This is a genomic window from Kitasatospora sp. NPDC048286 (assembly GCF_043201735.1).
Taxonomy (GTDB): domain Bacteria; phylum Actinomycetota; class Actinomycetes; order Streptomycetales; family Streptomycetaceae; genus Kitasatospora.
The window spans coordinates 355,142-380,858 of sequence record NZ_JBICZE010000006.1; the positions used below are offsets into that span (position 1 = coordinate 355,142).

24 protein-coding genes are annotated in these 25,717 nt (G+C 74.9%); 11 read left to right on the forward strand and 13 right to left on the reverse strand.

The window, feature by feature from the left end:
• Positions 1-7: 7 nt before the first annotated feature.
• Entirely contained in the window at positions 8-484 is a 477-nt protein-coding gene (locus ACGF13_RS17095) for a hypothetical protein (RefSeq protein WP_392875136.1), read from the reverse strand.
• A 123-nt stretch (positions 485-607) separates the two neighbouring features.
• On the reverse strand, positions 608-1,981 hold the full coding sequence (locus tag ACGF13_RS17100; protein WP_392875139.1) for a right-handed parallel beta-helix repeat-containing protein: 1,374 nt from the start codon (positions 1,979-1,981) through the stop codon (positions 608-610).
• A 31-nt stretch (positions 1,982-2,012) separates the two neighbouring features.
• Between ACGF13_RS17100 and ACGF13_RS17105 the strand changes: the two genes are divergently transcribed.
• Together ACGF13_RS17105 and ACGF13_RS17110 are read left to right on the forward strand one after the other, a co-directional pair.
• Positions 2,013-3,230, forward strand: a complete 1,218-nt coding sequence (locus ACGF13_RS17105; RefSeq protein ID WP_392875142.1) for a Dyp-type peroxidase — start codon at positions 2,013-2,015, stop codon at positions 3,228-3,230.
• Entirely contained in the window at positions 3,227-4,105 is an 879-nt protein-coding gene (locus ACGF13_RS17110; protein WP_392875145.1) for a phosphotransferase enzyme family protein, read from the forward strand. Before ACGF13_RS17105 ends, ACGF13_RS17110 begins: the two co-directional genes overlap by 4 nt.
• Before the next feature lie 69 nt (positions 4,106-4,174).
• On the opposite strand, the gene ACGF13_RS17115 is transcribed toward ACGF13_RS17110, so the two are convergent.
• A complete protein-coding gene (locus tag ACGF13_RS17115) occupies positions 4,175-5,422 on the reverse strand; it encodes a cytochrome P450 (RefSeq protein ID WP_392875148.1) in 1,248 nt (415 codons plus the stop codon).
• Between the two features lie 102 nt (positions 5,423-5,524).
• Positions 5,525-6,163, reverse strand: coding sequence for a TetR/AcrR family transcriptional regulator (locus ACGF13_RS17120; RefSeq protein WP_392875151.1), 639 nt, complete (start codon positions 6,161-6,163; stop codon positions 5,525-5,527).
• An 88-nt stretch (positions 6,164-6,251) separates the two neighbouring features.
• Here ACGF13_RS17120 and ACGF13_RS17125 point away from each other — a divergent pair, with 88 nt between their 5' ends.
• Positions 6,252-6,686 carry a DUF4345 domain-containing protein gene (locus ACGF13_RS17125; RefSeq protein WP_392875154.1) on the forward strand — a complete coding sequence of 145 codons (435 nt, stop codon included), beginning with the start codon at positions 6,252-6,254 and terminating at the stop codon, positions 6,684-6,686.
• Here ACGF13_RS17125 and ACGF13_RS17130 read toward each other — a convergent pair.
• The gene (locus tag ACGF13_RS17130; protein ID WP_392875157.1) at positions 6,668-8,332 is read right to left on the reverse strand and encodes an FAD-dependent monooxygenase; all 1,665 of its coding nucleotides are present in this window, start codon (positions 8,330-8,332) and stop codon (positions 6,668-6,670) included. The genes ACGF13_RS17125 and ACGF13_RS17130 overlap by 19 nt on opposite strands.
• A 101-nt stretch (positions 8,333-8,433) precedes the next feature.
• Here ACGF13_RS17130 and ACGF13_RS17135 point away from each other — a divergent pair, with 101 nt between their 5' ends.
• Both ACGF13_RS17135 and ACGF13_RS17140 read left to right on the forward strand, forming a co-directional pair.
• A complete protein-coding gene (locus tag ACGF13_RS17135) occupies positions 8,434-9,042 on the forward strand; it encodes a TetR/AcrR family transcriptional regulator (RefSeq protein ID WP_392875160.1) in 609 nt (202 codons plus the stop codon).
• A 65-nt stretch (positions 9,043-9,107) separates the two neighbouring features.
• Positions 9,108-9,650: an MOSC domain-containing protein gene (locus ACGF13_RS17140; RefSeq protein ID WP_392875163.1), complete on the forward strand. Its 543-nt coding sequence runs from the start codon at positions 9,108-9,110 to the stop codon at positions 9,648-9,650.
• A 47-nt stretch (positions 9,651-9,697) separates the two neighbouring features.
• On the opposite strand, the gene ACGF13_RS17145 is transcribed toward ACGF13_RS17140, so the two are convergent.
• The 4 genes from ACGF13_RS17145 to ACGF13_RS17160 form a co-directional block, all read right to left on the reverse strand.
• A complete protein-coding gene (locus ACGF13_RS17145; protein ID WP_392875166.1) occupies positions 9,698-9,991 on the reverse strand; it encodes a hypothetical protein in 294 nt (97 codons plus the stop codon).
• Positions 9,992-10,156: 165 nt separating this feature from the next.
• Positions 10,157-10,438: a metal-sensitive transcriptional regulator gene (locus ACGF13_RS17150; RefSeq protein WP_392875169.1), complete on the reverse strand. Its 282-nt coding sequence runs from the start codon at positions 10,436-10,438 to the stop codon at positions 10,157-10,159.
• Positions 10,439-10,552: 114 nt separating this feature from the next.
• On the reverse strand, positions 10,553-10,873 hold the full coding sequence (locus ACGF13_RS17155) for a heavy-metal-associated domain-containing protein (protein WP_392875172.1): 321 nt from the start codon (positions 10,871-10,873) through the stop codon (positions 10,553-10,555).
• A 308-nt stretch (positions 10,874-11,181) separates the two neighbouring features.
• Positions 11,182-12,756 (reverse strand): serine protease, encoded by a 1,575-nt coding sequence (locus ACGF13_RS17160; RefSeq protein WP_392875174.1) that lies wholly within the window; start codon positions 12,754-12,756, stop codon positions 11,182-11,184.
• Between the two features lie 129 nt (positions 12,757-12,885).
• Here ACGF13_RS17160 and ACGF13_RS17165 point away from each other — a divergent pair, with 129 nt between their 5' ends.
• From ACGF13_RS17165 to ACGF13_RS17175, 3 genes are all read left to right on the forward strand, one after another.
• A complete protein-coding gene (locus ACGF13_RS17165; RefSeq protein WP_392875175.1) occupies positions 12,886-13,605 on the forward strand; it encodes an RNA polymerase sigma factor in 720 nt (239 codons plus the stop codon).
• Positions 13,602-14,768 carry a CU044_5270 family protein gene (locus ACGF13_RS17170; RefSeq protein ID WP_392875178.1) on the forward strand — a complete coding sequence of 389 codons (1,167 nt, stop codon included), beginning with the start codon at positions 13,602-13,604 and terminating at the stop codon, positions 14,766-14,768. The genes ACGF13_RS17165 and ACGF13_RS17170 overlap by 4 nt, the downstream gene beginning before the upstream one ends.
• 198 nt (positions 14,769-14,966) lie before the next feature.
• Complete coding sequence (locus ACGF13_RS17175; RefSeq protein ID WP_392875181.1) at positions 14,967-15,185, forward strand: hypothetical protein; 219 nt, start codon at positions 14,967-14,969, stop codon at positions 15,183-15,185.
• A gap of 32 nt (positions 15,186-15,217) precedes the next feature.
• On the opposite strand, the gene ACGF13_RS17180 is transcribed toward ACGF13_RS17175, so the two are convergent.
• The 3 genes from ACGF13_RS17180 to ACGF13_RS17190 all read right to left on the reverse strand — a co-directional run bounded on the left by ACGF13_RS17180 (position 15,218) and on the right by ACGF13_RS17190 (position 20,227).
• Positions 15,218-15,910 carry a DUF6882 domain-containing protein gene (locus ACGF13_RS17180; RefSeq protein WP_392875184.1) on the reverse strand — a complete coding sequence of 231 codons (693 nt, stop codon included), beginning with the start codon at positions 15,908-15,910 and terminating at the stop codon, positions 15,218-15,220.
• 112 nt (positions 15,911-16,022) lie between these two features.
• On the reverse strand, positions 16,023-19,061 hold the full coding sequence (locus ACGF13_RS17185; protein WP_392875187.1) for an AAA family ATPase: 3,039 nt from the start codon (positions 19,059-19,061) through the stop codon (positions 16,023-16,025).
• On the reverse strand, positions 19,058-20,227 hold the full coding sequence (locus ACGF13_RS17190) for an exonuclease SbcCD subunit D (RefSeq protein ID WP_392875190.1): 1,170 nt from the start codon (positions 20,225-20,227) through the stop codon (positions 19,058-19,060). Before ACGF13_RS17190 ends, ACGF13_RS17185 begins: the two co-directional genes overlap by 4 nt.
• Before the next feature lie 370 nt (positions 20,228-20,597).
• On the opposite strand from ACGF13_RS17190, the gene ACGF13_RS17195 reads away from it, so the two are divergent.
• The 3 genes from ACGF13_RS17195 to ACGF13_RS17205 all read left to right on the forward strand — a co-directional run bounded on the left by ACGF13_RS17195 (position 20,598) and on the right by ACGF13_RS17205 (position 24,118).
• On the forward strand, positions 20,598-21,734 hold the full coding sequence (locus tag ACGF13_RS17195) for a hypothetical protein (RefSeq protein ID WP_392875193.1): 1,137 nt from the start codon (positions 20,598-20,600) through the stop codon (positions 21,732-21,734).
• Positions 21,735-22,041: 307 nt separating this feature from the next.
• Positions 22,042-22,698, forward strand: a complete 657-nt coding sequence (locus ACGF13_RS17200; protein ID WP_392875196.1) for an NUDIX domain-containing protein — start codon at positions 22,042-22,044, stop codon at positions 22,696-22,698.
• A 622-nt stretch (positions 22,699-23,320) separates the two neighbouring features.
• Positions 23,321-24,118 (forward strand): SGNH/GDSL hydrolase family protein, encoded by a 798-nt coding sequence (locus ACGF13_RS17205; RefSeq protein WP_392875199.1) that lies wholly within the window; start codon positions 23,321-23,323, stop codon positions 24,116-24,118.
• Between the two features lie 90 nt (positions 24,119-24,208).
• On the opposite strand, the gene ACGF13_RS17210 is transcribed toward ACGF13_RS17205, so the two are convergent.
• Positions 24,209-25,162: a nitroreductase/quinone reductase family protein gene (locus tag ACGF13_RS17210; protein ID WP_392875202.1), complete on the reverse strand. Its 954-nt coding sequence runs from the start codon at positions 25,160-25,162 to the stop codon at positions 24,209-24,211.
• Positions 25,163-25,717 lie beyond the last annotated feature (555 nt).

Here is a 25,717-nt window from a genome sequence, read left to right on the forward strand (position 1 = left end):
CAGTATGTCATGTCCGCGGAGGACTGTTCGGGTGGTTTCTGAACTGCCCGGGGTGTCCCGAACTGTCCGTGTCGGCAAGGGTGTCGGGCTCATCCGGGGGTGTCCGGAGTGTCCGGTGGGTTCCGGCTTCCGCCGGGTTCCGGGCGCCGGCGCTCCCGCCGGGCGTTCGGCCGGGCCCCGAGACACCCTTGACCAGCGTCGTCACCCCGCCGGCCGGGGCCAGGCCCGGCACCACCGGCCGGGCGCGGTGTTCGGGCACCCGGTCGTCGAGCAGCCGGCCGACCACCGCGCCGCCCGCGAGTGCCGCGGCCACCGGCCACCGGGCCGGCCCGGACAGCGCGGGCAGTCCTTTTCCGGCCAGCGAGAAGGCGTCCACCACCACCCCGTGGAGCCGGGCGTCGGGCAGGAACTCCCGGGCCGTCCAGCCGGTGTTGACGGCGTACAGGGAGACGGCCGGGCCGCCCACCCCGGCGGCCGCGTTCATGAAGCCGCCGGCGGCTCCCGCGACCGGGGCGCCGCCGGTCCCGCGCAGCGCGGCCGCCCGGCCCTTGCACGGCCGTCCGCCCCCTCGGGCCCGCGCGAGCGCGAGCCCGGACGGGGGCGGGGGTCAGTGCTTCGGGAGGGCGTCCGCGGACTCCGGCAGCGGATAGGCGCCGGCGTCGACCGGGCCCGGAAGGTCGGTCGCCGGGACGCCGGGCGCGCCCGGGTCCGGCAGCGAGGGCTGGGCGGGCGGGGCCGGCACCTGGCTGAACGGGATGCCGGGCGGTGACTGGACCGGGCTGGTGCGGCCGAACGGCGGGGCGGTCCGGCCCTGGACGGCGCAGCCCGCCAGCGTCTCCAGACCGTCCGGGCTCTGGACGCCCGGCTGGTTGTTGGTGAAGCAGTTGCCCGGGTCGGCGGAGGCCAGCACCAGGTCGGTGCCGTTGCCGGCGGCCCGGTTGCCCTCGATCCGGTTGCCGCTCGCCGGGTGCCCGGGCGGGTCGGTGACGACGATGCCGGCCGCCCGGTTGCCCTGGACCAGGTTGCGCCGCACCTGGTTCTCTGTACCGCCGCCGATCCCGATCCCGATGCCGTACGCGCCGTCGGCCTGCTGGGGGGTGTCGGTGGCGTTGTTGTCGGTGACGACGTTGCCCACGATCACCGCGCCGTGCTGCGGGGCGAGGGCCTCCAGGTCGTTGGAGTTGACGGTGACGCCGACCCGGTTGCCGGTGACCCGGTTGCCGACCACGGTGAGCCCGTCGGAGGCGTTGGTGATCTCGATGCCGACGGCGTTGCGCTCGACGGTGTTGCCCCGCACCAGGGTGTCGCAGGGCTTGCACTGGCCGACGTAGATGCCGGAGTCCGCGCCCCCGGAGGCGTACGAGTTCTCGATGACGCCGCCGCGCGCGTCGAAGGCGTAGATGCCGTACAGGCCGTTGTTGTACGCGGTGACGTTGCTGGCCCGGAAGCCCTGGACGACCGGGAAGCGGACGGTGTCCAGCGGGTTGTAGGCGGAGCCGCCGGCGCCGTGCTGCTGGAGCTTCTCGTCGGTGACACCGGTGAACAGCACGCCGTTGGCGAGGTAGCCGTGGACGGTGAGGTTCTCCACCACCGAGCCGGGGCCGGAGGCCGTGATGCCGTTGACCAGCCGCAGGCCGCCGTCCAGGACGACGGTGTTGCGGTCGGTGCCGCGCAGCACGATCTTGGGCTTGGTGAGGCGGACGCTCTCCCGGTAGGTGCCCGGGTCGACCAGCACGGTGTCCCCTTCGCGGGCGACGTCCACGGCCTGCTGGATGGTCGGGAAGTGCTGCGGGACGCGGATGACCGGGCCGTCCGGGTGCTTGGCGTCGGAGGAGGACGAGCCGCCCGAGGAACAGCCGGAGAGAACGGGGACGAGGGCGAGCACGGCGGCGGTGAACAGGGCGGGCAGCCGCCTGGCGGTACGGGCCCCGCGTGGGGGAGTTGCGGTCGGGCCCGGATGACGTGTGGTCAAAAGTTGCATACGGCGTGTTCTATCGTCTCCAATGTCGCCCATGCATGCCGAAGCCGGAAAGGCGCAGGACCAGCCACCGACCGTCGGGACCGGTGTGGGGCGAAGGGCTCTGATCACGGGCGGGGCGCTGGCGGCCGCCGGGATCGGCGCCGGCGTCACGGCGCTGGCCCTGGACGGCGTCGGCCTCCACGACGGCAGGCCCGGACGGGAGGCGCCGCCGGAGCAGCCCCCCGTGCCCTTCCACGGCGAACGGCAGGCCGGGGTGACGGTCGCGCAGCAGCCGGCCACCCAGCTGCTGGCCCTCGACCTCGCGCCCGCCGCGACCTCGGACGGACGGGCCGCCCTGCGCGGCCTGCTCGGCGAGTTGACCCGGGTGCTGGCCGAGGCGTCGGGCGACAGCCCGGCGGACGAGCGGCTGCGGGCAGCCCCGCCGGCCCGGCTGAGCAGCCTGGTCGCGGTCGGGCCCGGGCTCGCCGCCCGGCTGGGGCTGAACGTTCCGCCGGTGCTGCTGACCGAGCTGCCCGCCTTCCCCGGCGACCGGCTCGACCCGGCGCGCGGCGGCGGCGACCTGGTGCTCCAGCTCTGCGCGGCGGACCGCTGGCCGCTGTCCGTGGTCGCCGAGCAGGTGGACGCCGTGGCCCGGGCGGCGGGCGCGACGGTGCGGTGGACCCAGTCCGGCTTCCTGGCCCGGACAACCGGCGGCGCCACGCCGCGCAACCTGTTCGGCTTCAAGGACGGCACGGCGAACCCGGACGGCGAGCAGAGCGGGCAGTGGGTCTGGGGCCCGCCGGGGCCGCACGAGCACGGGACGGTGCTGGTCTACCGCCGGATCCGGATGGACACCGCCGCCTTCGCGGCCCTCCCCGGAGACCGCCGGGAACAGGTGATGGGCCGCCGGGCCGGCGACGGCGCCCCGCTCACCGGCACGGCGGAACACGACGAGCCGGACATCTACGCCAAGAACCCGGACGGCTCGTACGTCATCCCGGCCACCGCGCACGTCCGCCTCTCCAGCCCCCGGCTGGACGGCGGCGCCCGGATGCTGCGGCGGGGCTACAACTACGACGACGGCCCGGGCGACCGCGGCCTGCTGTTCTGCGCCTTCATGCGCGACCCGGCCCAGTTCACCCGCGTCCAGAACCGGCTGGCCGCGCGCGACGCCCTGAACGCCTTCGTCGAGCACACGGCCTCGGCGGTGGCCTACGTGCTGCCGGGCGTGCCGGAGGGCGGGACGCTGGGGGAGGTGCTGTTCGGATGAGCCGGGAGGGGGAGCGGCCGCTGCCCTCGTCGGCCCAGGAACCGCCCGTGCCCGGTGAGGAACCGCCCGTGCCCGGTGAGGAGTTGTTCGCGCCCGCTGAGGAAGAACCGCTGTCCGGCGGGAACACGAGCGCCGGCGTGGTCCGGGTCGGGGACACCGTGCGGCGCCCGGCCGGGCCGTGGACGCCCGCGGTGCACGCGCTGCTGGAGCACCTGCACGCCGTGGGGTACCGGGCGGCGCCGCGCCCGCTCGGCCTCGACGCGCAGGGGCGCGAGGTGCTGACGTACCAGCCGGGCCGGGTGCTCTGGCCGGACCGCTTCCACCTGCTGGGCCCGGCCGAGCGCCTGGCCGGGGTGGCCCGCCTGATCCGGGAGTTCCACGACGCCGTCCGGGACTTCACGCCCCCGCCGGACGCCCGCTGGCAGGTGCTGATGCCGCCCGACGGCGCCGACATCATCGCCCACAACGACCTCGCCCCGTGGAACCTCGTGGTCGGCGCCGAGCACCAGTGGTCCTTCATCGACTGGGACACGGCCGCCCCCGGCACCCGCCTGTGGGACCTCGCGTACGCGCTGCACGGGTTCCTGCCGCTGTCGGCGCAGCCGGACCTGCGGCTCGCCGACGCCGACGCGGCGGCCCGGCTGCGGGTGTTCGTCGACGCCTACGGACTGGACGAGGCCGAACGGCGGGCGCTGGTCCCCCTGTTGGGCCCACGGACCCGGGCCATGCACGACTTCCTGCGGGACCGGGCGGGCCGTGGTGTCCAGCCCTGGGCGAGGCTCTGGGAGCAGGGGCACGGGGAGGTCTGGCGCGGCGACGCCGAGTACATCGAGCGGCGCCGGGAGCTCTGGCTGGGCGCCCTGCTCGACGGCTGACGCCGAGCGGGGCGCCGAGGGTGCTCCTGGCCGCGGGTCGGGCGGGGACTGGTCGCGGTCGGTCGCGGGTTACCAGTCCACCGGCAGGCGGGCCGGGCTGCGGGTGGTGCTGCCGAGCTGCCAGGCGAGTTCCGCGACCGGGGTGGTGAGGCGCAGGCCGGGCAGCGCGGTGGCGAGGCGGTGCAGCGACTCGCGCATCTCCAGCCGGACCCGCCAGGCGCCGATGCAGTAGTGCGGGCCGGAGCTGAAGGCCAGGGTGGGGGCGGGCAGCGGGAGGCCGAGGTCGGTGTCGAGGCCCTCGGGGTAGACGGCCGGGTCGCGGTTGGCGCTGCCGAGGCTGACGGCGACGACCGAGTCGGCCGGGATGGTGACGTCACCGACCTCGATCGGCGCGATGGTGCGGCGGACGGTGGCCTCGTCGTCGCCGAGCGGGATGTAGTGCAGCAGGCGTTCGGCGGTGTGCTCGGCGACGACCGGGTCGGCGAGGAGTGGCCAGTGCTCGGGGCGTTCGCCGAGCACGTACACCAGGGCGTTCGCGAGCGCCCCGGCGACGCTCTCGTTGCCGCTGGCGGTGAGTCCGGCGACCAGGAAGACGAGGGAGTCCTCGGGGACGCCGCCGTCCTGGTCGGCGGCCCGGACCAGCCGGCTGACCAGGTCGTCGCCGGGCTCGCGGCGCCGGCGGGCGACCAACTCGGCCATGAAGGCACCGAATTCGGCGAGGGTGTCGCCGTGGTCGGCGCCCGCCTGCTGCCCCGGCCCGTCGCCCGGGTCCTTGCCCGGCCCGTCGCCCGGGTCCTCGCCCTGGGCGAGCAGGGCGAGGGTCCAGCGGTGCAGCCGTTCCTCGTCCAGGTGGTCCGGCCCGTCCCCGTCGAGCCCCATCAGTCGGGTGGTGACGGCGAACGGCACCGGCCGGGCGAACGCGGGGACCAGGTCGGCCGGCGGCCCGGCGGCGACCAGCCGGTCCACGGACTGCTGGACGGCGGCGGCGACCCACGGCTGCCAGCCGGCGATGGCGCGCGGGGTGAAGGCCCGTTGGACGGTGCCGCGCAGCCGGCGGTGGGCGGGCCCGTCCTGGTTGAACAGGGACGCCGGGTTGGCGGCCACGTCGGCGGTGGCGCCGGCGGTGCCGACGTCATGCAGGTCGGCCCGGGTGACCCGGGGGTCGCCGAGGACCTGCCGGACGTCGTGGTAGCGGGTGATCAGCCACGCGGGGGTGCCGTCCGGGAGGGTGGTGGGGTGGGGCGGCTGGGCGGGGGTGGTGGGGAGCCGGTGGAGTGGAGGGAGGGTGGTCCGGGGGTCGGCGGTGACGGAGTCCATGGGTCCCTTCGCGGGTTCGGAGGTCCGGCTGGTCGAGGGGAGTCGGAGCATTCAATTGTCGTATATTCATAGATAATTGGATGCTTGTGGCGCTTCTCCCCGTTACGCCCCGATGGTATGCCCTGGGTGCCCCCAGTCGGGTGCCGGATCGGCGGGCAGCAGCGGCCGGAGCGCGCCCAGCACGGCGCCGACGCAGACGTCCCGCAGCTCGGTGCGGGTGCAGCTCTCCTCGGTCAGCCAGTCGATGACCAGCACCCGGACGAACACCAGCCAGCTGCGCAGGACCTGTGACACCGCCCGCCGCGCCCGCTCGTCCGCGAGCGGGAGGACGCCGAGCAGCCGGCCGCGCAGGGCGTCGAGCTCCTCGTCGATGATGGTCTGGATCACCTGGTCCCCGGCCAGTACGCGGTTGGCCGCGAGCACGGCGTGCCGGTTGGCGATGAAGTAGTCCAGGTGGGCGTCCATGCCCTCCACCAGCTGCTCGACCAGGGTGTCGGCCGGGTCGAAGCGGGTCCTGGCGAGCAGGCCGTCGGCGGCCTCCCGGTAGACCGCGGCGAAGAGGTCGTGCTTGCTCGCGAAGTGCCGGTAGAGCAGCGCGCGGGAGACCCCGGCCTTCTCGGCGACCTCCTCCATCAGCACGTCCTCGTACGGCCGTTCGGCGAAGAGCCGGGCGCCGGTGGAGAGCAGCTGGGCGCGTCGCTCGGCGGGGGAGAGGCGCCGGCGTCGTTCGTGGACTGGCATGCGCGCCAGGTTACTTGACACGCGTCTACTTGTCGGCGCAGCTTAGTGGACACGTGTCAACCAGACCTCTGGAACGGGTGGGTGGGTCATGGCCAAGGCGTTACGGGTGCTCGCGTGGACGATGGGGGTCGCCTGCGTGGCGATCGGCTTCGTCCACATCCTGCTGGGGAACGCCGCGATGCCCGGCATCGCGGACGCCGGACCGACGGCCGCCGGCTTCGGCCGCTTCATGGGGGCGGTCTTCGCCGGGTACGGGGCGGCCTGGATCCAGGCCGCCCGGCAGGCGCCGGTGCCCGCCCGGACGGTGCGGTGGCTGGCGGCGGTGTTCCTGCTGGGCGGCCTCGCACGGGTGCTGTCCATCGTGGTCGACGGCCGGCCGCACTGGTTCCAGCTGGTGCTGATGGCGCTCGAACTCGGGCTCGCGCCGGTGTACTTGTGGCTCGCCGACGCGGACGAGCGGGCGGCGCGCGGCGGGAACGGGGCCGGGGCCCGGCCCAGCGGGGCTCAGTCGACCGGGGCGTAGCCCGCGAGCTGCGCGGCGACGGCGGCCCGGTCGGCGGTGGCGCCGGTGAGCGCGACGTAGCCGTCCGGGCGGACCAGCACGACGGCGTCGCCGCGCAGCCCGTACGCCCGGGCGACGTGGCCCTCGGGGTCCAGCACGGCGGCCCGGCGCAGGCCGGGGGCGGCGGGGTCCGCCTTCTCGCGGACGTCGGCCAGCGCCGGGTGCTCGCCGACGGTCAGCAGGGTGAAGTGCGGGCCGCGGAACAGGTCGAAGAGCCGGGTCGGGGTGCCGTCGGCGGTGGTGCAGGGCGCGTCGGGAGCACGGTCGCCGGCCCGGATGCCGGTGGTGTCGTCGAGGTCGCGGCCGAGCGGCCCGCCCCGGTAGCCGACCGAGAGCCCGGTGAAGTCGGCCCCGCCCGCGGTGGACATGGAGACGAACTGGTCGGTCAGCGCCCGGGCGCCGTCGGCACTGAACAGCCTCCGGTGCTGGGCTGAGGTGGCGGCCAGCACGGCGGCGGCGACCGGCAGCCGCTCAGCCTGGTAGCTGTCCAGCAGTGCCTCGGGCCCGCCGCGCAGCACGGCGGCCAGCTTCCAGCTCAGGTTGTGGGCGTCCTGGACGCCGGTGTTCATACCCTGACCGCCCGCCGCCGAGTGGCAGTGCGCGGGGTCCCCGGCGAGGAACACCCGGCCGTCGCGGTAACGCTCGACCATGCGGACCGTCGGGCGCCAGACGGTGGACCAGGTCGGCTCGTGCAGCCGGATCCCGGGCAGGCCGGCCCGTTCGGCGAACAGTCGGCGGAAGGTCTCCAGGGTCGGGGCCGGCAGCTCGCCGTGCCCGTCCGGCTCGACGGAGGCGTGCGCCGCCCAGGTGCCGTCCTCGCGCATCGGGACCAGCACCAGGGCGCCGATCCCCAGCCGGGGATGGTTCCACAGGTGCATGCGGTCGGTGTCCAGGCCGTCCACGTCCATGGTGGCCATCAGGAACCGTTCCTCGTCCCAGGTCTCGCCGAGGAACGGGATGCCGGCCAGCTTGCGGACGGTGCTGCGGCCGCCGTCGCAGCCGACCAGGTAGCGGGCGGTCAGCTGCTCGGTGCGGCTGTCCTGGCTGTCGCGCCCGTCGCGCCCGTCGCGCCCGTCGTGTCCGTCGTGTCCGTCGCGGCGGAGGGTGGCGAGCACGCCGTCCGCGTCCTGGGTGTGGCCGACCAGCTCGGTGCCGGTCTCGACGGTGACGCCGTACCCGGCGAGCCGCTCGCGCAGCACGGCCTCGGTGTGGTGCTGGGCGAGCAGCAGCGCGCCGCTGTACGGGCGGTCGGGGGTCGGGCGGTTGGCGGGCGCCGGGTCGACCTCCCCGACGACCCGGTCGCCCTCGTACGTACGGACCTTGAGGTTGAGCGTGCCCCGGTCGAGGATCGCGTCCACGACGCCGAGGTCGTCGAAGACCTCCAGGGTGCGCGGGGTGATCCCCTTGCCCCGGACACCGCGGTCGCGGAAGCCCGGCTCCCGTTCGACGACGCGGCAGGCGATCCCGGCGCGGGCCAGGCCGAGGGCGAGCGCGAGGCCCACCGGGCCGGCGCCCACCACGAGGACCTCGGTCGTACCGGCGGTCCGGGTGCTGTGAGTGCTGTGGGTGCTCTGAGTGCTCTGAGCGGTGCTGTGACCAGTGCGCATGACGGATCCCCCTGGCCGTCCGGCCATAAGATACGGCGCGTTTCCTGTGTTCGACTGTAGGCTCGCCCCCGCAAGAAACGCAACGTATCTACGAGGGGCGGGTGCGGAACCCGGTGGAGCACGGCAGACCGGTGCGCCGACGCGGCGACGAACTGGAACGCGCGATCCTGGACGCCGTCTGGGGCGAACTCGTCGAGCACGGCTACGACCGGCTCACCATGGACGGCGTCGCCGCCCGCGCCCGGACCAGCAAACCGGTGCTCTACCGCCGCTGGCCGAACCGCCCCGCCCTGGTCATCGCCGCCCTCGGCCGCAACGCCCCGAACTTCCAGGAGCCGCCGGACACCGGCGAGTTGCGCGCCGACCTGCTGCTCTTCATGGGCAGCCTGTTGCACCGCTTCGACGACCTGCCGGGCGAGGCCGTGCACGCCTTCCTGGTCGACCTGCTGCGCGACCCGGAACTCCGGGCCCGCTTCACCGGCGCGCTGACCTCCGAGGGCCCGGTGAACACCCTGGAGGCGATGCTGCGCCGGGCCGCCGCCCGGGGCGAGATCAACCCCGACCGGATCACCCCACGGGTCGTCTCGCTCCCGCTCGACCTGCTGCGGGACGCCTTCCTGACGGGCGGGACGGTGGCGCCGGACGGGGTGGTGGAGGAGATCCTGGACGAGGTCGTGCTGCCGCTGCTGCGGGCGCCCTCGGAGGGCTGACCGTACGGCCGCGGCGGAGTAGGCTCCTGGCCGGTCGAACGTGCGTCTGCGAGGAGGGCCCGAACATGAGCGGCACCGTGGTGGCGGTCAGCAGCAACGCCGAGTACTCGTTCACCAAGTCGAACCGCGACGGCATCATGCTGCTCGCCGGGCTGGGCGTCGAGGGGGACGTGCACGCCGGGGCGACGGTCAAGCACCGGTCCTGGATGGCGCAGGACCCGACGCGGCCCAATCTGCGCCAGGTCCACCTGATCCACCGTGAACTGCTCACCGAACTCGGCGAGTCGGGCTTCGACGTGCGGCCGGGCGCGCTCGGGGAGAACATCACCACCGAGGGCGTCGACCTGCTCGGCCTGCCGGTCGGCGCGGTGCTGCGGATCGGCCCGCAGGCCGAGGTGGAGATCACCGGCCTGCGCAACCCGTGCGCCCAGATCGACAACTACCGCCCCGGGCTGCTCAAGCAGGTCGTCGGTCGCGGCGCGGACGGCACGATCGTGCACCGCGCCGGAATCATGGGCATCGTCCGCGCCGGCGGCCCGGTCCGCCCCGGCGACCCCGTCACCGTCACGCTCCCGGACGGCCCGCACCGCCCGCTCGACCGGGTCTGACCGGGTCTGGCCGGGTCCGAGCCTGGCGGTCGGCCGTGGCGGCGGCGTCAGCGGGGTGGCTCTCCGTCGACCCGGCGCAGGTCGTAGAGGTACGACCTGCCCGCCTTCCAGCTGCGCCACGGGCCGGTGGGCGGGTGCTCCCGGTGTCGGCTCCGGGCCGGCAGGGGGCCGGAGTCGGGCACTCCGTCGGCATCGACCACGCACCAGCCCCGGTCCGGCAGCCACCGGCACCACAGGTCCAGGTCCCGCCGCCGGTAGGACGGGCGGCCGTTGACGGTGCCGTCCGGGTCGAAGCGGTAGACCAGGCCGTCCAGTCGGCGGGCGAACTCGATCGACTCCACGGTTGATCACCCCTGATCGCCCCGATTCGACTGCCCGGTAAGACGGTTGACCGCCGAGCATACCCCCGCCCCGTAATGGCTCCGGCTCCCGGCACGGGAGCTGCCGGGAGTCGGGGGTTGCGCTTCGGGTGCCTTGGGTGCCTCGGGTGCCGGATCGGGGTCGGGTCAGGACCTGACGAGGCGGGCGATGGCCTGGTTGGCCTCGCGGATCTTGGTGCCCGCCTCCTGGCCGCCCTCGGCGATGGCGTCGCGGACGCAGCATTCGATGTGCTCGTCCAGGAGTTGGAGGGCGAAGGACTGGAGGGCGCGGCTGGCGGCGGAGACCTGGGTGAGGACGTCGATGCAGTAGGTGTCCTGCTCGACCATGCGCTGGAGGCCACGGATCTGGCCCTCGATGCGGCGGAGCCGCTTGAGGAAGTCGTCCTTGTGGGAGCTGTAGCTGACCATGGCCGTCTCCGGTTCCTGTGCGGTGAGGCGTGCCCTCACTCTACCGGCGGCGCGGTGGTGGGGAGTCGGCCCGAACGGGTGTGGTGGTGCCCCGCCCGGGCCGGCGCGGGCGGGTCAGCCCTCGACGCGGCCGACCAGGTCGTAACCGGCCTCGTCGATGGCGGCGGCCACGTCGGAGTCGGCGAGCGGCAGGGTGCTGCCGACGGTGACCCGGCCGGTCGCGAGGTCCACGGCGACGTCCCCGACGCCGTCGATCTTCTTCAGCTCGGCGGTCACCGAGGAGACGCAGTGGCCGCAGGTCATGCCCTTCACCTGGAACACCGAGGCCCGGGTGGGCTCGGCGGCCGGCGCCGCACCGGCGCTGGTGCCGCACGAACCGCAGCAGGAGGAGGTCTCGGCGGCGGCGGACTCGACGATGACGGTGGTCTCGCTCATGGGTGTGCTCCTGTCGTGGGTGCCCGGCGCCGACCGGACGGCCCGGGCGGCTGCTTCACTTCGAACATACCATACCCCCCTAGGGTAATTGCCAGTCTCCGTGAAGCCCCTCCCCGCCCAGCCGCTCACCGGCCCGCAGATCGTCAACACCGAACTGAAACAGCCCTGTTGATGCACCGGCGGAGGGTGAAGCCGGAAGCGGAACCGAGGGAGCGAGTGGACGGAGACCCGGGAACGGCGTTGGAAGAGAAGACGGCGCCGGCCTCCTCGATCGAGGAGGCCGGCGCCGTCTCAGGCGTTCGCCGTCGTCACCGGGTGCGGTAGGCGTCGGCGATGGTCTGCTCAAGGGTGTTGCCGTCGGTGTCGGTCAGTTCGGCGCGCAGGGAGACGGCGCTGCCGGCCGGCGGGTTCTGCACGGTGACGGCACCGGCCTCCAGCGGGAGGCGGGTCCAGGAGGCGCCACCGTCGGTGGAGGCCGAGACGGTCAGCGAACGGGTACGGCCGTCGGCGGCCGCGCCCTGGACGGTGACGGGGATCCGGAGCGGGCTGCCGGCCGTCGCGGTGCCGGTCAGGCCCAGATCGGGGGAGAACCGCACGACGCTCACCGGGAGCGCCGTCGGCCCGGCCGTGGTGGCCGAGGCGAAGGTCCAGGACGCGTTCACGCGGGTGGTCGCGCCGGCCGCGGCCCTGCGGGTCACCGTGGTGGCCAGACGGTACGAGCCCTGGCCCGGGGTCACGGTGAACTCGCCGCGCCCGGGCGCGGCGGACGCGGTGCCGACCAGCACGCCGTCGCGGTACAGCGCGGTGTACGCGGTGTCGAACGACGGGCTCCACGACGCGTGGCCGTCGCCGTCGGCGAGCAGCGGGACGTCGGCGGTGATCCGGTCGCCGTCGCGCGAGACGGCGGGACGCTCGGTGAGCGCCGGGCCGAACACCGGGCCGTCGAAGGTGTGGGTCGTCGTCGTCCCGGCCCGTACGGCGACGCGGTCGGCGACGTAGTAGTTCCGCGTCGCGTCGTCGGCGCCCGGGACGGTGACACCGATGTCCCAGGTGCCGCGCTCGGGCGCGACGAGGAAGGTGGCGGTGCCCGGCGTCTTCATGACCCGGGGAGCGCCGGCGACCGTCCCGGTGCTCGGCAGGACGCTCAGCAGGGCGGTTCCGTTGCTGCCCGGCCCGGCGGCGCCACGGACGTTCAGGGTCGCCAGCTCCTGCGCGGCGTACTGCCGGGCGAGCCCGGTCAGGGCGCGGGTGCCGGAGAAGGTCTGGCCGAGCAGGTAGCCGCCGGTGTCGGTCGCCCAGTGCGCGTCGTACCACTGATTGACCGTCCCGGCCTCGGCCTCGGGCCCCAGGTGGGCCACCCGCAGGTTCGTCGACCTGTTGCCGATGTTCGCGCTCCTGGTGACACCCTCGTGCGTGACCTCGACGAACATCGAACTCTGCAGGAACCGCGCGGTGCCGTCCGGGGGCCGGACGTCGACGGGGGCGGTGGTCCGCGCGTCGACGGTGACGGTGGTGTCCCGGTCGAGGTCGAGGCGCGGCTGGACGACCCAGTCCGTCCAGGCCGGGCCGCCCGCCCCCGGGCCGTCGGGCAGGGTGCTGTCCAGCAGGTACCGGCCCCTGGGCAGCCGCACCGTCGTGACCCCGGAGGCGTCCTGCTGCTCCAGGAACTCCTCGACCCCGGCCTCGAAGACCCCGCTGACGTGGGTGCGGTACTTCCCGGCCGGTTGGCCGGCGCGGTCCAGGTGCTTGATCGTGAGGGTGTACGTCTCCGGCTCGGCGGCGAAGGCCGCACTGCCGAAGGCGGGAGTCGAGGTGCCGACCAGTGCGACGGCGACGGCCAGGGCGCGGAGGGCGTTGCGGCGGGGAAGGGAGGTCGTGGTCATGCCCTGTACTGCTCGGCCGGGCACCGGAGTTCCCGTGATCAGGGCCACACCCCGGGCGGGCCGGCGGCTGTGACGCGCATCACCGGAACCCGGGCGGCGGACCGGGCAGAGCAGTGTGTGGAAGCACTCATGAGAACGCGTCTTCGCCGCGGCGACCCCGATGCCCTGGGCGAGCTGTACGACGAGCACGCCCAGGTGCTGTACCGCTACGCCCTGCGCGTGACGGGCGACTGGGCGGAGGCCGAGGACGTCGTCTCGACGACCTTCCTGGAGGCGTGGCGGGGCCGGGAGCGACTGCACCCCGCCGGCGACGGACCCCACCTCGACGGCGACGGGCTGCGCCCGTGGCTGCTGGGGATCGCGACCAACATCATGCGCCGCAACGCCCGCGCCCGCCGGCGCCGTGACATCGCGCTGGCCCGGACCCCGGAACGCGGCTCGGTCCCGGACTTCGCCGACGACCTGGTCGCGAACCTCGCCGACGTCGAACACCTGCGGGCCGCGCGTCGCGCGCTCGCCCGCCTCCGGCGCCGCGACCGGGAGGTCTTCACCCTCGTGGTGTGGGCCGGACTGGACTACGCGAGCGCGGCCGAGGCGCTCGGCACGCCGATCGGGACCGTCCGCTCGCGGCTGTCCCGGGCCCGTGCCCGGCTGCGCGACCTCACCGAAGCCGAAGTCGCGGCGGAGGCCAGGGCTTCGGCCAGGGCCTCCGCACGCGTGCGGCACCGGCCGGACGGCACCGGAGAGCCCACCGCGGCGGAGGGCAGGACCCCCTCCGCCGTCACCACCCTGCCCGTATCCGGCCGTGTCCCCGTGCTCCGGCCGTCGACCCAGGAGAGCCACGGATGAATGCCACCCCACGGCGCGGTACCCAGTGCCCGTCGTCCGAGGAGTCCGAGCGCCGCGAACTCGCCGAGCTGCTGCCGCCGCCGGCGGTGCCCGGCCTGGACGAGGAGCGTCGACTGCTGCTGAGACGGGAGGTGTTGCGCAGGGCCGCCGCCGATGGTGCCGAGGCTGCTCCGCCTGCCGTGTCCGTTGGGTCCGCCGCGTCTGCCGCGTCCGCCGGGTTCGTCGGGCGGGCGCCGTCCGGGCGTCCGACCCGGCGTTCGCTCCGGTTCCGGATCGCCGTGCCGGCGCTCGCCTGCGGCCTCGCGGCCGTCGGCGTCGTGGCGCTGGACCTCGGGGGTGCGGCCGAGCCCGACCGCGCGGTCGTCGAGAGCAGCGCCGCCGGGACCTCCGAAGCGGGACGGCTCCTCGGCCGCATCGCGCTCGCCGCCGCCGAGGCGGAGCAACCGGCTGTCCGCGCCGACCAGTTCGTCTACATCGAGAGCAGGGTCGCCTTCGCCGGGCAGAGCGCCGCGGGCGGTCCCGCGACGACGGCGCCGGCGCACACCCGGCAGGTCTGGCTGTCCGCCGACGGCAGTCGCCCCGGTCTGCTGCGCGAGGACGGCGGGCCGGACAGCCCGCTGGGCGAGGACGGACCGGTCTTCGAGCTCGACCGGCCGGGCGCGACGCCCCGGCCCCACACCGCACGCCCGGTCGGCCCGTCCATCGCCGAGCCGACCCACGCGTACGTCGCCTCCCTGCCCACCGACCCGGACGCCCTGCTGAAGCTGATCCGGGAACAGACCCGCACCGAGGGCCAGACCGGCGCGGGCCAGGACCCCGACCAGCGGGCCTTCGCCGCGATCGGCGACCTGCTGGCCGAGACCTGGGCGCCGCCGCAGGTCGGCGCCGCGCTCTACCGGGCCGCCGAGCGGATCCCCGGAGTCACCGTGGTCCCCTCGGCCGGCGACGCCGCCGGGCGCGAAGGCGTCGCCGTGGCCCGCACGGCGCACGGACAGCAGACGCAGTGGATCTTCGACCGGACCACGTACGCGTTCCTCGGCGAGCGCACGGTCCTCAGCGAGGCCGGCGACGCGGGGCCGGCCGGGACGGTGCTCGGAACCTCCGCCGTCCTCACCAAGGGCGCGGTCGACCGCGTCGGCGAACTCCCGCTGGAGGCACGGTGACCAGGCGCTCGCGCGACGACCGCTGGGGGTGACAGCCGCCCCCGGCCTTCGGCACCGACCCCGCCGCCCCGGGATTTCAGCGAACAGATTTCAGCGAACGTTCGCTGAAATCTGTTCGCTGACATTCGTCCGCCGGGGCCACGGGCCGCCGGGACCGAGCTTGTTGCGCTTGAGCGGGGAGCGGAGTAGTAAGGCGGCATGAGCGACACCCGTACGAACCAGGAAGCGGTCGTCTGCGAACTCGCACCCGAGGACGGAGCGGAGGCCGCGCTGCGGCACGACCCGGACGCGACCGGGCCACGCGCCGACTGCGTCCTGTGCGGCGAGCCGACCGAACTGCCCGCCGACCACCCCGGCGGCACCCTCTGCCCGGTGTGCGCCTGGCAGCAGGCGCAGCGAATCGCCTGCTCGGGCTGACCTCGGGCCGCGTCGAGATCCACGGTGGAGTACTAGGCAGGAACCGGTCCCGCGTTGATGCCCGAGATACGGCCGGCGGAGTCGAAGGAGACCACCGCGGCGCCCCCGCTGGGCAGAGGCGCGGTGATCCGGTCGGCGGTTTCCTGCACCGGGATGCCGTGCAGGGCGAACCAGCCGTTGACCACAAGTCGCGGCGAGCGCGCGAAAAGCTGTGCGCCAGTGAGCAGATGGCGCGGCATGGCGACCGGGTCCAGCCGCGCGGGCCGAAGTCGCGGATCTTGCGGTACGAAGTAGACCCGGGTCTCCGGACCGGCCTCCTGGCCGATGTAGCCGGGCGCGCCGAGCGCTGCCATGCCGAGGAAGGCCAGTGCCTCCGCCGCCCGGCGCGGGTCGGCGAAACGGGCCAGCTCCACGCCCTCCTGCTGCAGCTCCACGATGCCGTGACGGCGGCCGAACTCGGGGATTCGCGCGCCGGCGGCAGCCACTTCACTGCCGCGCAGCCCCGGGTTGGCCCAGCCCCACAGCCAGGTCTGCTCGGCCAGGTCGTAGCTGCCCAGCAGTCCCACCCGAAGGCTTCGGCCGCCGGACTCGTAGTGGCACTGGTCCAGATCTGCCGTCCACGGCCCAGCCGGGAAGGCCTGGGTGATCATTTCCAGCTGTTGTACGCCCCAGGCCGCGTGGTACTCGGCGGCGTGCAGGAAGGCGTCGGAGAAGGCTACGGTCATCGGGGCACCTTAGCCCCTGTCAGGTCGACGGCCCTCGGAGGTCTCAGCCCGGGATCAGCAGGGCGAGGCACTCATGAAGGTCACGATGTACGGCTGGAGTACCACTGGAGTACTAAGCGTCCTCCCGTCCGGCCAGTGCCAGGGTCGAGCCGTGCCGCCCCTTGCGGACCAGCAGCTGGGCGGGGATGCGGCTGCGCAGGTCGGCGACGTGGCTGACGATGCCGACCGCGCGGTCGCGCTCGCGCAGGCCGTCCAGGACGTCCATGACCTCCTCGAGGGCGTGCTCGTCGAGGGTGCCGAAGCCCTCGTCGATGAAGAGGGTGTCCAGCGGCATGCCGCCCGCCTCGTCGGTGACCACGTCGGCCAGGCCCAGGGCGAGGGAGAGCGAGGCGAAGAAGCTCTCGCCGCCGGAGAGGGTCGCGGTGTCCCGCTCGGTGCCCGTCCAGGCGTCGACCACCCGCAGGGCCAGGCCCGAGCGCTTGGTGCCGGTGCCCCGGTCGTCGCTGTGCACCAGGGTGTAGCGCCCGCCGGACATCCGGACCAGCCGGTCGCTGGCCGCCGCCGCGACCTGCTCCAGCCGGGCCGCCAGGACGTACGACTCCAGGCGCATCCGCAGCCGGTTCTCGGCCGAGGTGCCGGCCGCGAGCGCGGCGAGCCGGTTGATCCGCCCGTAGCGGTCCAGCGCCGGGGCCAGCTCGGCGGCGAGCCCGTCCAGTTGCCGACCGATCGCGGCCAGCGCCGCGCAGCGCTCGCGGGCCGCCGCGTGGGCGGCGTGCGCCCGGCCGAGCCGGTCGGTGGCCGCGCCGAGCGCGGTTGCGACGGCGGTCAGGTCCACCGGCGGACGGCCCGCGGCCTCGGCCAGTTCCGGCAGCGCCAGCTCTCGGCGGACGGCGGCGGTCTCCGCGCGGTGCCGCTCCAGCCGCTCCTCCAGCCGCTCGCGCTCCTCGCGCGGCAGCAGCACCGCCAGCGCGTCCGCGGCGTCCGGGAAGCCCGCCGCGGCGGCGGCCTTGCCCAGCTCGTCCTCGGCCTCGCCGAGCCTGGCCTCCGCCTCCGCGTGCGCCCTGGCGGCGGTGGCCGTGGCGGCGACCGCCTCGGTGAGCCGGGACAGGGCCGCGGCCCTGTCCGCGACCGAGGCCGCCTCGCCGCGGGCGGCCGCCACCCGGGCCGTCAGCGCCCGCTGCTCGGTGCCGAGCGCCAGCAGACGGTCGGAGAGGACGGCGGCGCGCTCCTTGGCCTCGTGCAGTTCGTCGACCCGGCGGGCGCGGTCCTGCGACAGTCGGGCGATGTCCTGCTCGACCCGGCCGAGCGCCTCCGCCGCCTGCCGTGCCTCGCGGTGCTCGCGCTCCAGCCCGGCGAGGGCCTGCGCGAGCGCCTCCGCGCCGTCCGGCCCGGCCGCGCCGGCGGCGGTGGCCTCGCGCACCCGCAGCGCGGTGAGCGCCTGGTCGGCCTCCGTCCAGGCCCGCTCGGCGGCGGCCTGTGCCCGGCGCGCCCGCTCCTCGTCCTCGGCGCCGACCCGGCCGCCGGGCGTGGCCTCGGCGGGTGCCGGGTGCTCGGGCGAGCCGCAGACCCGGCAGGCCTCGCCCGTGCGCAGTTGCTCGGCCAGCTCGGTGGCCATGCCGCTCAGCCGGCGGTCCCGCAGGTCCAGGCTGTGCTCGCGGGCGTCCAACGCGGCGGTGCGCAGCGCGACCACCCGGGGCTCGGCGGCGGCGATCTCGGCGCGCAGGCCGTCGCGCTCCCTGGCCGCTCCCAGACGAACCGTCAACTCGGTGCGCTGCCCGTCCAGTTGCTCGACCCTTGAGCTCGCGGACCGGGCCTCGGCGTGCTGCTGTTCCAAGCGGCCCAGCTCGTCCTCGAACTCGGACAGCCAGTCCTCGGCCTCCTCGGCCCGTTCCTCGGCGGCGCGCCGGTCTTCCGTCAGGGAGCGCTGCTCGTGGGCGAGTTCGGCGCAGCGTCGCTCCTCCGCCCGGGCCGCCTCCAGCCGGACCACCTCGGCCCGCAGCCGCAGTTCGGCCTCGGCGAGCCCGGCGGCGTCCGCCCCGGCGAGCTCCCGGCCCTCGCCACCGGAGCCGGCCAGCGCCTCGCGGTGCCGGCGCTCCGCCAGTCGGGCGCGCCCGAGCACCTCGGCCGCGTTCTCCCGCAGCCGCAGCGCCGACTCCACCCCGACGGCCTCCTGGGCGGCGGCCAGCCGCCGCCGGTCCGCGGCCGCGGCGGCCTCGAAACCGGCCAGCCGCTCGGCCCGGTCCAGCGCCTCCCCGTGCCGGCGCTGGCGACCGGCCAGCTCCTCCGCGGCGCCGCGGTGCTCCTGGGCGGCGCGCTGAGCGGCGCCGGCGCCCGCGAGGGCGGCCTCGGCGACGGCGACCTGCTCGGCCGCGCCGCTGCGCAGGACCGCCGCCCAGCCGAGCACCCCGGCGGCCAGACCGGCGTCGTCCTCCTCGGCCGGCACCCAGCCGGCGGCGGGTTCGGCGCCCGGACCGGCCGCCTGCTCGGCCTTGCTGGCGAGGTCCCGCAGCCGCCGCCGGCCGGCCTGGACGGCGGCCTCCTGGCCGCGACGCTGCTCGGCCAGCCAGGCCTCCACGTGCTGGAACCGCTCGGTGTCGAACAGCCGCCGCAGCAGCTTGCCGCGCTCCTCCGAGTCGGCCTTGAGGAAACGGGCGAAGTCGCCCTGCGGCAGCAGCACCACCTGGCAGAACTGCTCCCGGTTCATGCCGATCAGCCGGTGGATCTCCTCCCCGGCCTCCTGGTGCGACTTGCTGAGCCCCCGCCAGCCGGGCGCGCCGTCGCCCGTGTCGGCGACCCACTCGCGCAGCAGCGTCTGCGCCCGCTCGACGGTGGTGCCGGTGCCGACCTTCTTCGGCCGGCGCTGTTCCGGCAGCCGGGTGATCTGCAGCCGCCGACCGCCGAGGGTCAGCTCCAGCTCCACCGAGGTCAGCCGCTTCGGATCGGCGTGGTCGCTGCGCAGCCGGTTGGCCCGGCGTGCGCCCGGCGTCTCGCCGTACAGGGCGAAGCAGACCGCGTCCAGCACGCTGGTCTTGCCGGCGCCCGTCGCGCCGCGCAGCAGGAACAGCCCGCCGGTGGCGAGCGCGTCGAAGTCCACCGTCTCGCTGCCCGCGAACGGGCCGAAGGCGGTGACGGTGAGCCGGTGCAGCCTCATCGGGGCAGGTCCGCCTTCCGGTCGGTGGTCTCCCGGACGCGCTCGAAGCCCTCGCGCAGCCAGCCGAGCTCGTCCGGCGCCGGCTCGGCACCGGGGCGGACGTGCCGCAGGAAGCCCTCCGCGACCTCGAGGTCCCCGCGGCCGCTGACCCGCGCCGCGTACGACAGGGAGGGCTCGGCGTCGCCGCGCTCGGGGTCGAACAGCAGCTGGAGGGTGTGCGGGAAGCGGCGGCGCAACTTCTCCATCGGCTCGCTCGGCCGGGCCGCGTCGGTGAGCGTGGCCTGCACCCAGGACTGCTCGTGCTCGGCGTACCGCTCGTCGGTGAGCAGCTCGTCGAGGGTGCCGCGCAAGGTCGCCAGGCGGCGCGGCTCGGGGCAGGGGACGCGCTCGGCCGTCACCGAGCCGTCGGCGGCGAGGTCGACCAGCCACATGGTCTTGCGCTGGTTGGCCTCGGAGAAGGAGTAGGCGAGCGGGGAGCCGCTGTAGCGCAGGTGCGGGGCGAGCGTCTGGCAGCCGTGCAGGTGGCCGAGCGCGGCGTAGTGCACCCCGTCGAAGACCGAGGCGGGCACGGAGGCGACGCCGCCGACCGCGATGTCCCGCTCGCTGTCGCTCGGCGCGCCGCCGGTGACGAAGGCGTGCGCCAGCACCACCGCCCGGGTGCCGGCCGGGCGTGCCGCGAGGTCCGCCCGGACCCGCTCCATCGCCGCCCCGAGCACCGCCGCGTGCCCGCCCTTCGCGAGCCCGAACCGCTCGCGCACCAGCGTCGGCTCCAGGTACGGCAGCCCGTACACCGCGACCGGGCCGTGCCCGTCCGCCAGCAGGACGGGCTCGGCGCACCCGTCCGGGTCGGTCCGCAGGTGGATGCCGGCCCGCCCGATCAGCCCCGCCCCGACCCCGAGGCGGCGGGCCGAGTCGTGGTTGCCGCTGATGAAGACCGTCGGCACCCCGAGATCCGCGAGCCGGTGCAGCACGTCGTCGAACATCGCGACCGCTTCCAGCCCGGGCAGTGCCCGGTCGTACACGTCCCCCGCGACCAGCACGGCGTCCACGCCCTCGGACCGGACCACTGCCACCAGGTGGTCCAGGAAGGCGCGCTGGGCGTCGTGCAGGCTCTCCCGGTGGAACGAGCGCCCGAGATGCCAGTCGGAGGTATGCAGCAGTCGCATGGTCCCCGACCCTAACCCGCACCACTGACAATCCCGCCCGACCCTGTGGAACCACGGGCCCCGGTGGCCCCTGGGGGAACGGGGGGCGAGGGGCGGGCGGCAGTCGGTGGGCGGCGGCTGACAGATGACAGATAACGGCTGACAGATGACAGCTGACAGATTTCGAAATCTGTCAGCCGCGTGCTGTTCGGATGCCCCGGCGGTGCGGCCCCCGGCGTTCCGCGGCGGCGGCCAGGGGCCCGCGCCGAGCTTGTTCGATTACCTGGGGTGCATTGTCAGTGGCTCTGTGTATGTTCCTCGGCGTCGGCCACTCCCGGCCGGGGTGGTCGGCACCGTCCGGTGTCGGGCGAGCGAACGAGAAGGAGGAGCCATGGCTGCTGTGCGGGAGTCTGTGTGCGAGGTGCTGGGCGGTGCCGCGGCGGGGCGGCCGTCGCTGCGGCGCCGGCAGGTGCTGGTGCTGTCCGGGCGGAGGTCCGGTGGCGGTGCCGGCGGGGCCTCGGCCGGTGGGCCCGGCGGGGCGGTGCCACCCGGAGGCGGCCGGCCGTCGGGGGCGCGGGCCGGCGGGCGCGGTGCGCGGGCGGCCGGGCGCGGTGGGCGGGTCCGGGGCGCGCCGCCGCCCCAGCCGGTGGCGGTGGCCCTGGCCGTCGACGCGGGGGACTTCGCCGGGCTGGCGCGGTACGGGCTGTTCGGCGGGCTCGGGCACGCGGCCTACCTGCGACAGGCGGAGGAGCAGCTGACGGCCCTGCACCGGCAGGGGCTGGAGGTGCACCTTCGGGTCCTGGAGGCGGGCGACTTCGAGGACTACTGCGAGGCGCTCGGCCTCGATCCCCGGATGCCCGCCGCCCGGGTCGCCTACGCGGGCGATCCGGAGCTGGCCGGTGAGCCGTTCGTCTACGCGGGGGAGCGGCTGGCCGAGCTGCTCCCGGTGCTGCTGGACGACCACCGGGCGCGGGTGCGGATGTCCGTGGCCTGCGCGGTCCTGCTGGACGCCGTCGGCGGCGACCCGTCCGGGCAGCTCCGGATGGCGGCCGTGATGCGGTATGTGACCTCGGTCTACCTGGCGCTGGCCGAGGGCGCGGGGGAGGGCTGCCACCTGCTGACGCTGCGCTGCCACGGCCCCGAGGACGGCGAGGAGCTCACCTCCGCGGTGGACGTCTGTGTGGAGGAGGGCCGGCTGTACCCCGCCGGGCGGGACGCCGAGGCGTTCTGCGTCACGCTCGCGGCGGGTGTCGCCCTGGGTGGGGAGGGGGCGCTGCTGCTGCACGGCGATCCGTCGGCGGGCGTCCGGGTGGACGGCGAGGAGGCGGGCGCCCGGCTCCGGCCGCCGGTCCGCGGCTGGGCGCTGACCGGCGGCCGGCTGCGGACGATGACGGCGCACGAGGTGTTCGACGAGCTGGCCGACGACGCCGCGCGCGGGCTGCCCTTCCCGCCCGGGGTGGATCCGCTGCCCGGGTTCCCGCTGCCCGTCTTCCGGGGCGCCGGGGAAGGGGGTGGGTCGCTGGGCTGACGAGGGCGGTCACCGCCTCCGCGTTCACCGCGTTCACCGCCTCCGCATCCACCATGCGGCGCTGGGGACTGTTCATCGACCGCGTGTTCGGGGAAGATTCGGAGAAGATCAACAGCAGGAGCGCGCGGTGCCCCACGCCGCCGCTCCGGCCGCTCCGCTCCGTACCGTGCCCTGCAGGTCCTCCCCGCGCACCGCCGGTCCGGCGAAGCCCGACAGCGAGAGGGGGACGGATGAGCGAGCGGAGCGCGCTCGGTGCCAGGGGGTGGGCGCGGGCCGGTGCCCCCGCCGAGCGCCGCGGGGCGAGAGCATGAGCCCGATCGAGTACAGCGCGGAGATCGCCGAGCTGCTCGGGAAGGTGCGGCGGCGCCCCACGGCGGGCTGGCCGTGGCGGCCGGGCGAGCAGGTGCCGGAGGGGCTGCCGGTCAAGCAGTCCTGGGGGTGGCTGTTCGCCCCCGACGGGCGGGTGCTGACACTGGTGAACCCCAGGGACGGGATCTGCTCGCTGCCCGGCGGCTCGCTGGAGCCGGAGGACGGTGGGGATCCGGCGGCCGCCCTGGCTCGGGAGGCGGCCGAGGAGGCACAGGCCCTGATCAGCCGGCCGTACTACCTCGGCTACCTCTACGACCGGGTCGGTTCGGCGAACGGCGGGCACGAGTGCGCGCGGGTCCGGATGGCGGCGGTGCTGCGGGCGGTCGGCCCGAGCGCGGCCGACCCGGCCTCGGGCCGGCACTACCGGCGGCTGCTGGTCGCACCGGGCCTCGCCGTCGAACTGCTGGGCTGGGGCGGGCCCGGGCTGCGCCAGGCCCGGACGGCGGTCGCCACCGCCGCCCGCTGGCTCGACGTGCCCGCGGCGGCGAACGAGGCGATCGAGGAGCTGCCGGTCGAGGGCTGCACCCTCGCCCCGGGCACCGTGTACCCCGGGGCCGTGCACCACGGTGGTGGCCACCCCGGCGTGCAGGGCTGACCGCGCGCGGCGCCGTACTCCCGGACGACGTCCCGGTAGTGCTGTCGCGACACCACTGTCCCGACACCACTGTCCCGACAGCGCTGTCCCGACAGCGCTGTTCCGGCAGCGGTGTCCCGGCGGCAGCGTCTCGGCACCACTGTTCCGGCAGCAGAATCTCGGCATGCCGCCGCCGCGCGCCGCCCTGAGGCGTTGTTCGCTGCCCTGACGCCCCGCCATGACCGATGTCAACATCCGTCGCACGGCTCGGATCGGCCGCAACGGTGAATTCCGGCCGTGCCGTTGATGTCCCTTTTCGCCCACCTCTCGGTGCGCCTCGGGAGTTCGATCAGCCCCCCCTGGGCCCGCTGACACCTGCTCCGAATCTGACTCGGCGATGTCCGGGCGGCGGCCCGCGGCTTATCGTGCAAGAAATTTCCGCAAGTTGCCGGTCTACGCGCGCAGCGCTACGCGCGTCATCGCGCACCCCCGTTGACCTGCGCGAAGTCACGGATTGTCAGCGGCAGTTCATCTCCGAGCTGTCAGACGTCCCGTCAATATCCTTGGCATGACCGCTTCCGGGTTCGGCTACCGCCTGGTATCACTTCTGTGACCCTCACCACGCCACCCCACTGGAGCTGTGATGATCCGCCGTGCCCGTGCTCTGTCCATCGCCGCCATAGCCGCAGGCCTCACCATGACGACGCTGTTCGCCGCGTCCTCCGCGAACGCCGCCGGCGCCAACTACGTGGCCCTCGGCGACTCGTACTCCTCCGGTGTCGGCGCCGGCAGCTACACGGCCGAGAGTGGCAGCTGCAAGCGCAGCACCAATGCGTACGCGTACCTCTGGAAGAACGCGCACGCGCCGTCCTCCTTCAAGTTCGTGGCCTGTTCGGGCGCCAAGACCGGCGACATCCTGAACAACCAGATCTCCGCCCTGGACGCCAACACCACGCTGGTCAGCATCTCGGTCGGCGGCAACGACGCCGGCTTCGCCGACACCATGCAGACCTGTGTCCTCGGCTCGGACAGCGACTGCATCAGCGCCATCAACACGGCCAAGAGCTACGCCACCAACACCCTGCCCGCCCAGCTGGACAAGGTGTACTCGGCGATCAAGGCCAAGTCCCCGAAGGCCCACGTCGTGGTGATGGGCTACCCGCACATCTACAAGATCGGCGGCAGCTGCATCTTCGGCATCAGCGACACCAAGCGCGCCGCGATCAACGGTGCCGCCGACACCCTCGACGGTGTCCTCGCCAAGCGGGCCGCCAACGCCGGTTTCGCCTTCGGCGACGTCCGCAGCATCTTCACCGAGCACGAGATCTGCGGCTCGCAGACCACCTGGCTGAACAGCACCACCCTGCCGGTCGACGAGAGCTACCACCCGAAGGCGTCCGGCCACTCCGGCGGCTACCTGCCGGTCTTCTCGGCGCTGTAAGGACCGCCGCGACGGACCGCCCCGGCGCGGGCCCGTACCGGAGCCGCCGTCCCCTCCCACGACTCGGGAGGGGACGGCGGCAACGCCGTTTCAGCTGCCGGAAGGCGCCGGGCCGGGCGCCGGGCCGGACACTGGGCCGGGCGCCGGTCCGCGTGTCGCGGACCCGGGCGGCGGGAAGGGGATGCCGGAGAGGACCGGCAGCAGTTCCGCCTCCTCGAAGTCGAGGTGGTCCTCCAACTCGGCGGACATCCGGTCCAGTTCCGTCCGGAGCCGCTCCGGCTCGGTGACCGCGATCCCGGCCAGCAGGGCCACCAGCTCCTCCTTGATCCGGCCGATGGCCCGGTGCTGTTCGCCGAGCCGCGCCAGGACGTCGGCCAGCTCCGGATGGCTGCGCGCGAGCGCGGGGAAGACGGCTGTGTCCTCGCCGGTGTGGTGGTGCGTCAGCCCGTCGCAGAAGGCCAGGCAGTGCTGGCGCAGCTGCAGCCCGAGCGTGGCCGGTCGGCCCGGGACGTGGGCGTGCGCCTCCTCCCGTACGTGGCGCAGCTGCGCGCGCAGCCAGGTGTGCGTCTCCACCAGCTTGTCGGCGAGGCTGCGCACGGCCGGGGCGGCGGCCGGGGCCGGCCCGTCGGCGGGCGGTTCGGGGCGCTCCAGGACGACGACCGGCAACTCCCGCTCGGTGTGCGCCTGGTAGTCCCCGTAGCCCGGGGCCTTCCGGACGACGGCGGCGAACAGCCGCTCCCGGCAGTCGCCTTCGGCGGGTACGGCGACGGTGTCGAAGGCCTCGGTGCCGACTTCGACCCGGACCACCGGGTGGGCGAGGAGGTTGCGGTACCACTGGGGGTGTTCCGGAGCACCGCCGGCCGAGGCGACGACCAGGAGCCGCCCCTCCGCCCGGACGTATCCGAGCGGCACGGTGTGCGGCCGCCCGGAGCGGGCTCCGGTGGTAGTCAGCAACAACAGGTCGCCGCCCTCGAACGGGCCGCCGACCCTCCCGCCGTTGGCGCGGAACTCCTCGATGACGTTCAGATTGAAGGACATGGGCATGCGTGTGTGATGGATCTCCAGAGAGGAAAGGGGGGTTGCGGCCACACGCGGTGTCGGTGCGGTGCCCGAACCGGTGACACGGCCGGTCCCGCACCCGGCGACCTCCGTCACGGGACATCGGACACAGGACGCGGGACACAGGGCGCGGGACACGGGGATCGGAACACAGGGCTCGGAACACGGAACACGCGTCGCGGAACGCCGGATGCGGTTCGCGTTCGCGGCTACAGCGGTACCGCGGTGACCGCCTGGCGTCAGATCAGGGAAGCGGAGAGAGTGCTCATCACGCATCGACCCTTCGGGAAAGGTGCCCGCTCGGCTGTCGGCCGGCCCACTGCTCTTTGGCCGACGCCGCGCTGCACGCCCCCATTAGAGTCAGGCCGCGGACGCGCTGTCAACGTGCGCGGTCGCCCCGAGGGAAGTCGAACCCGCCGTGGCGCCCCCCCCCCCGGGGGGGGGGGCCGGGGGGGCCGGGCGGGGGGGGGGGGGGCCCCGGGCGGGCCGCGTGAGGCCCGGGGGGGGGGGGGGGGGGCGGGGGGGGGGGGGGTCGGCCGC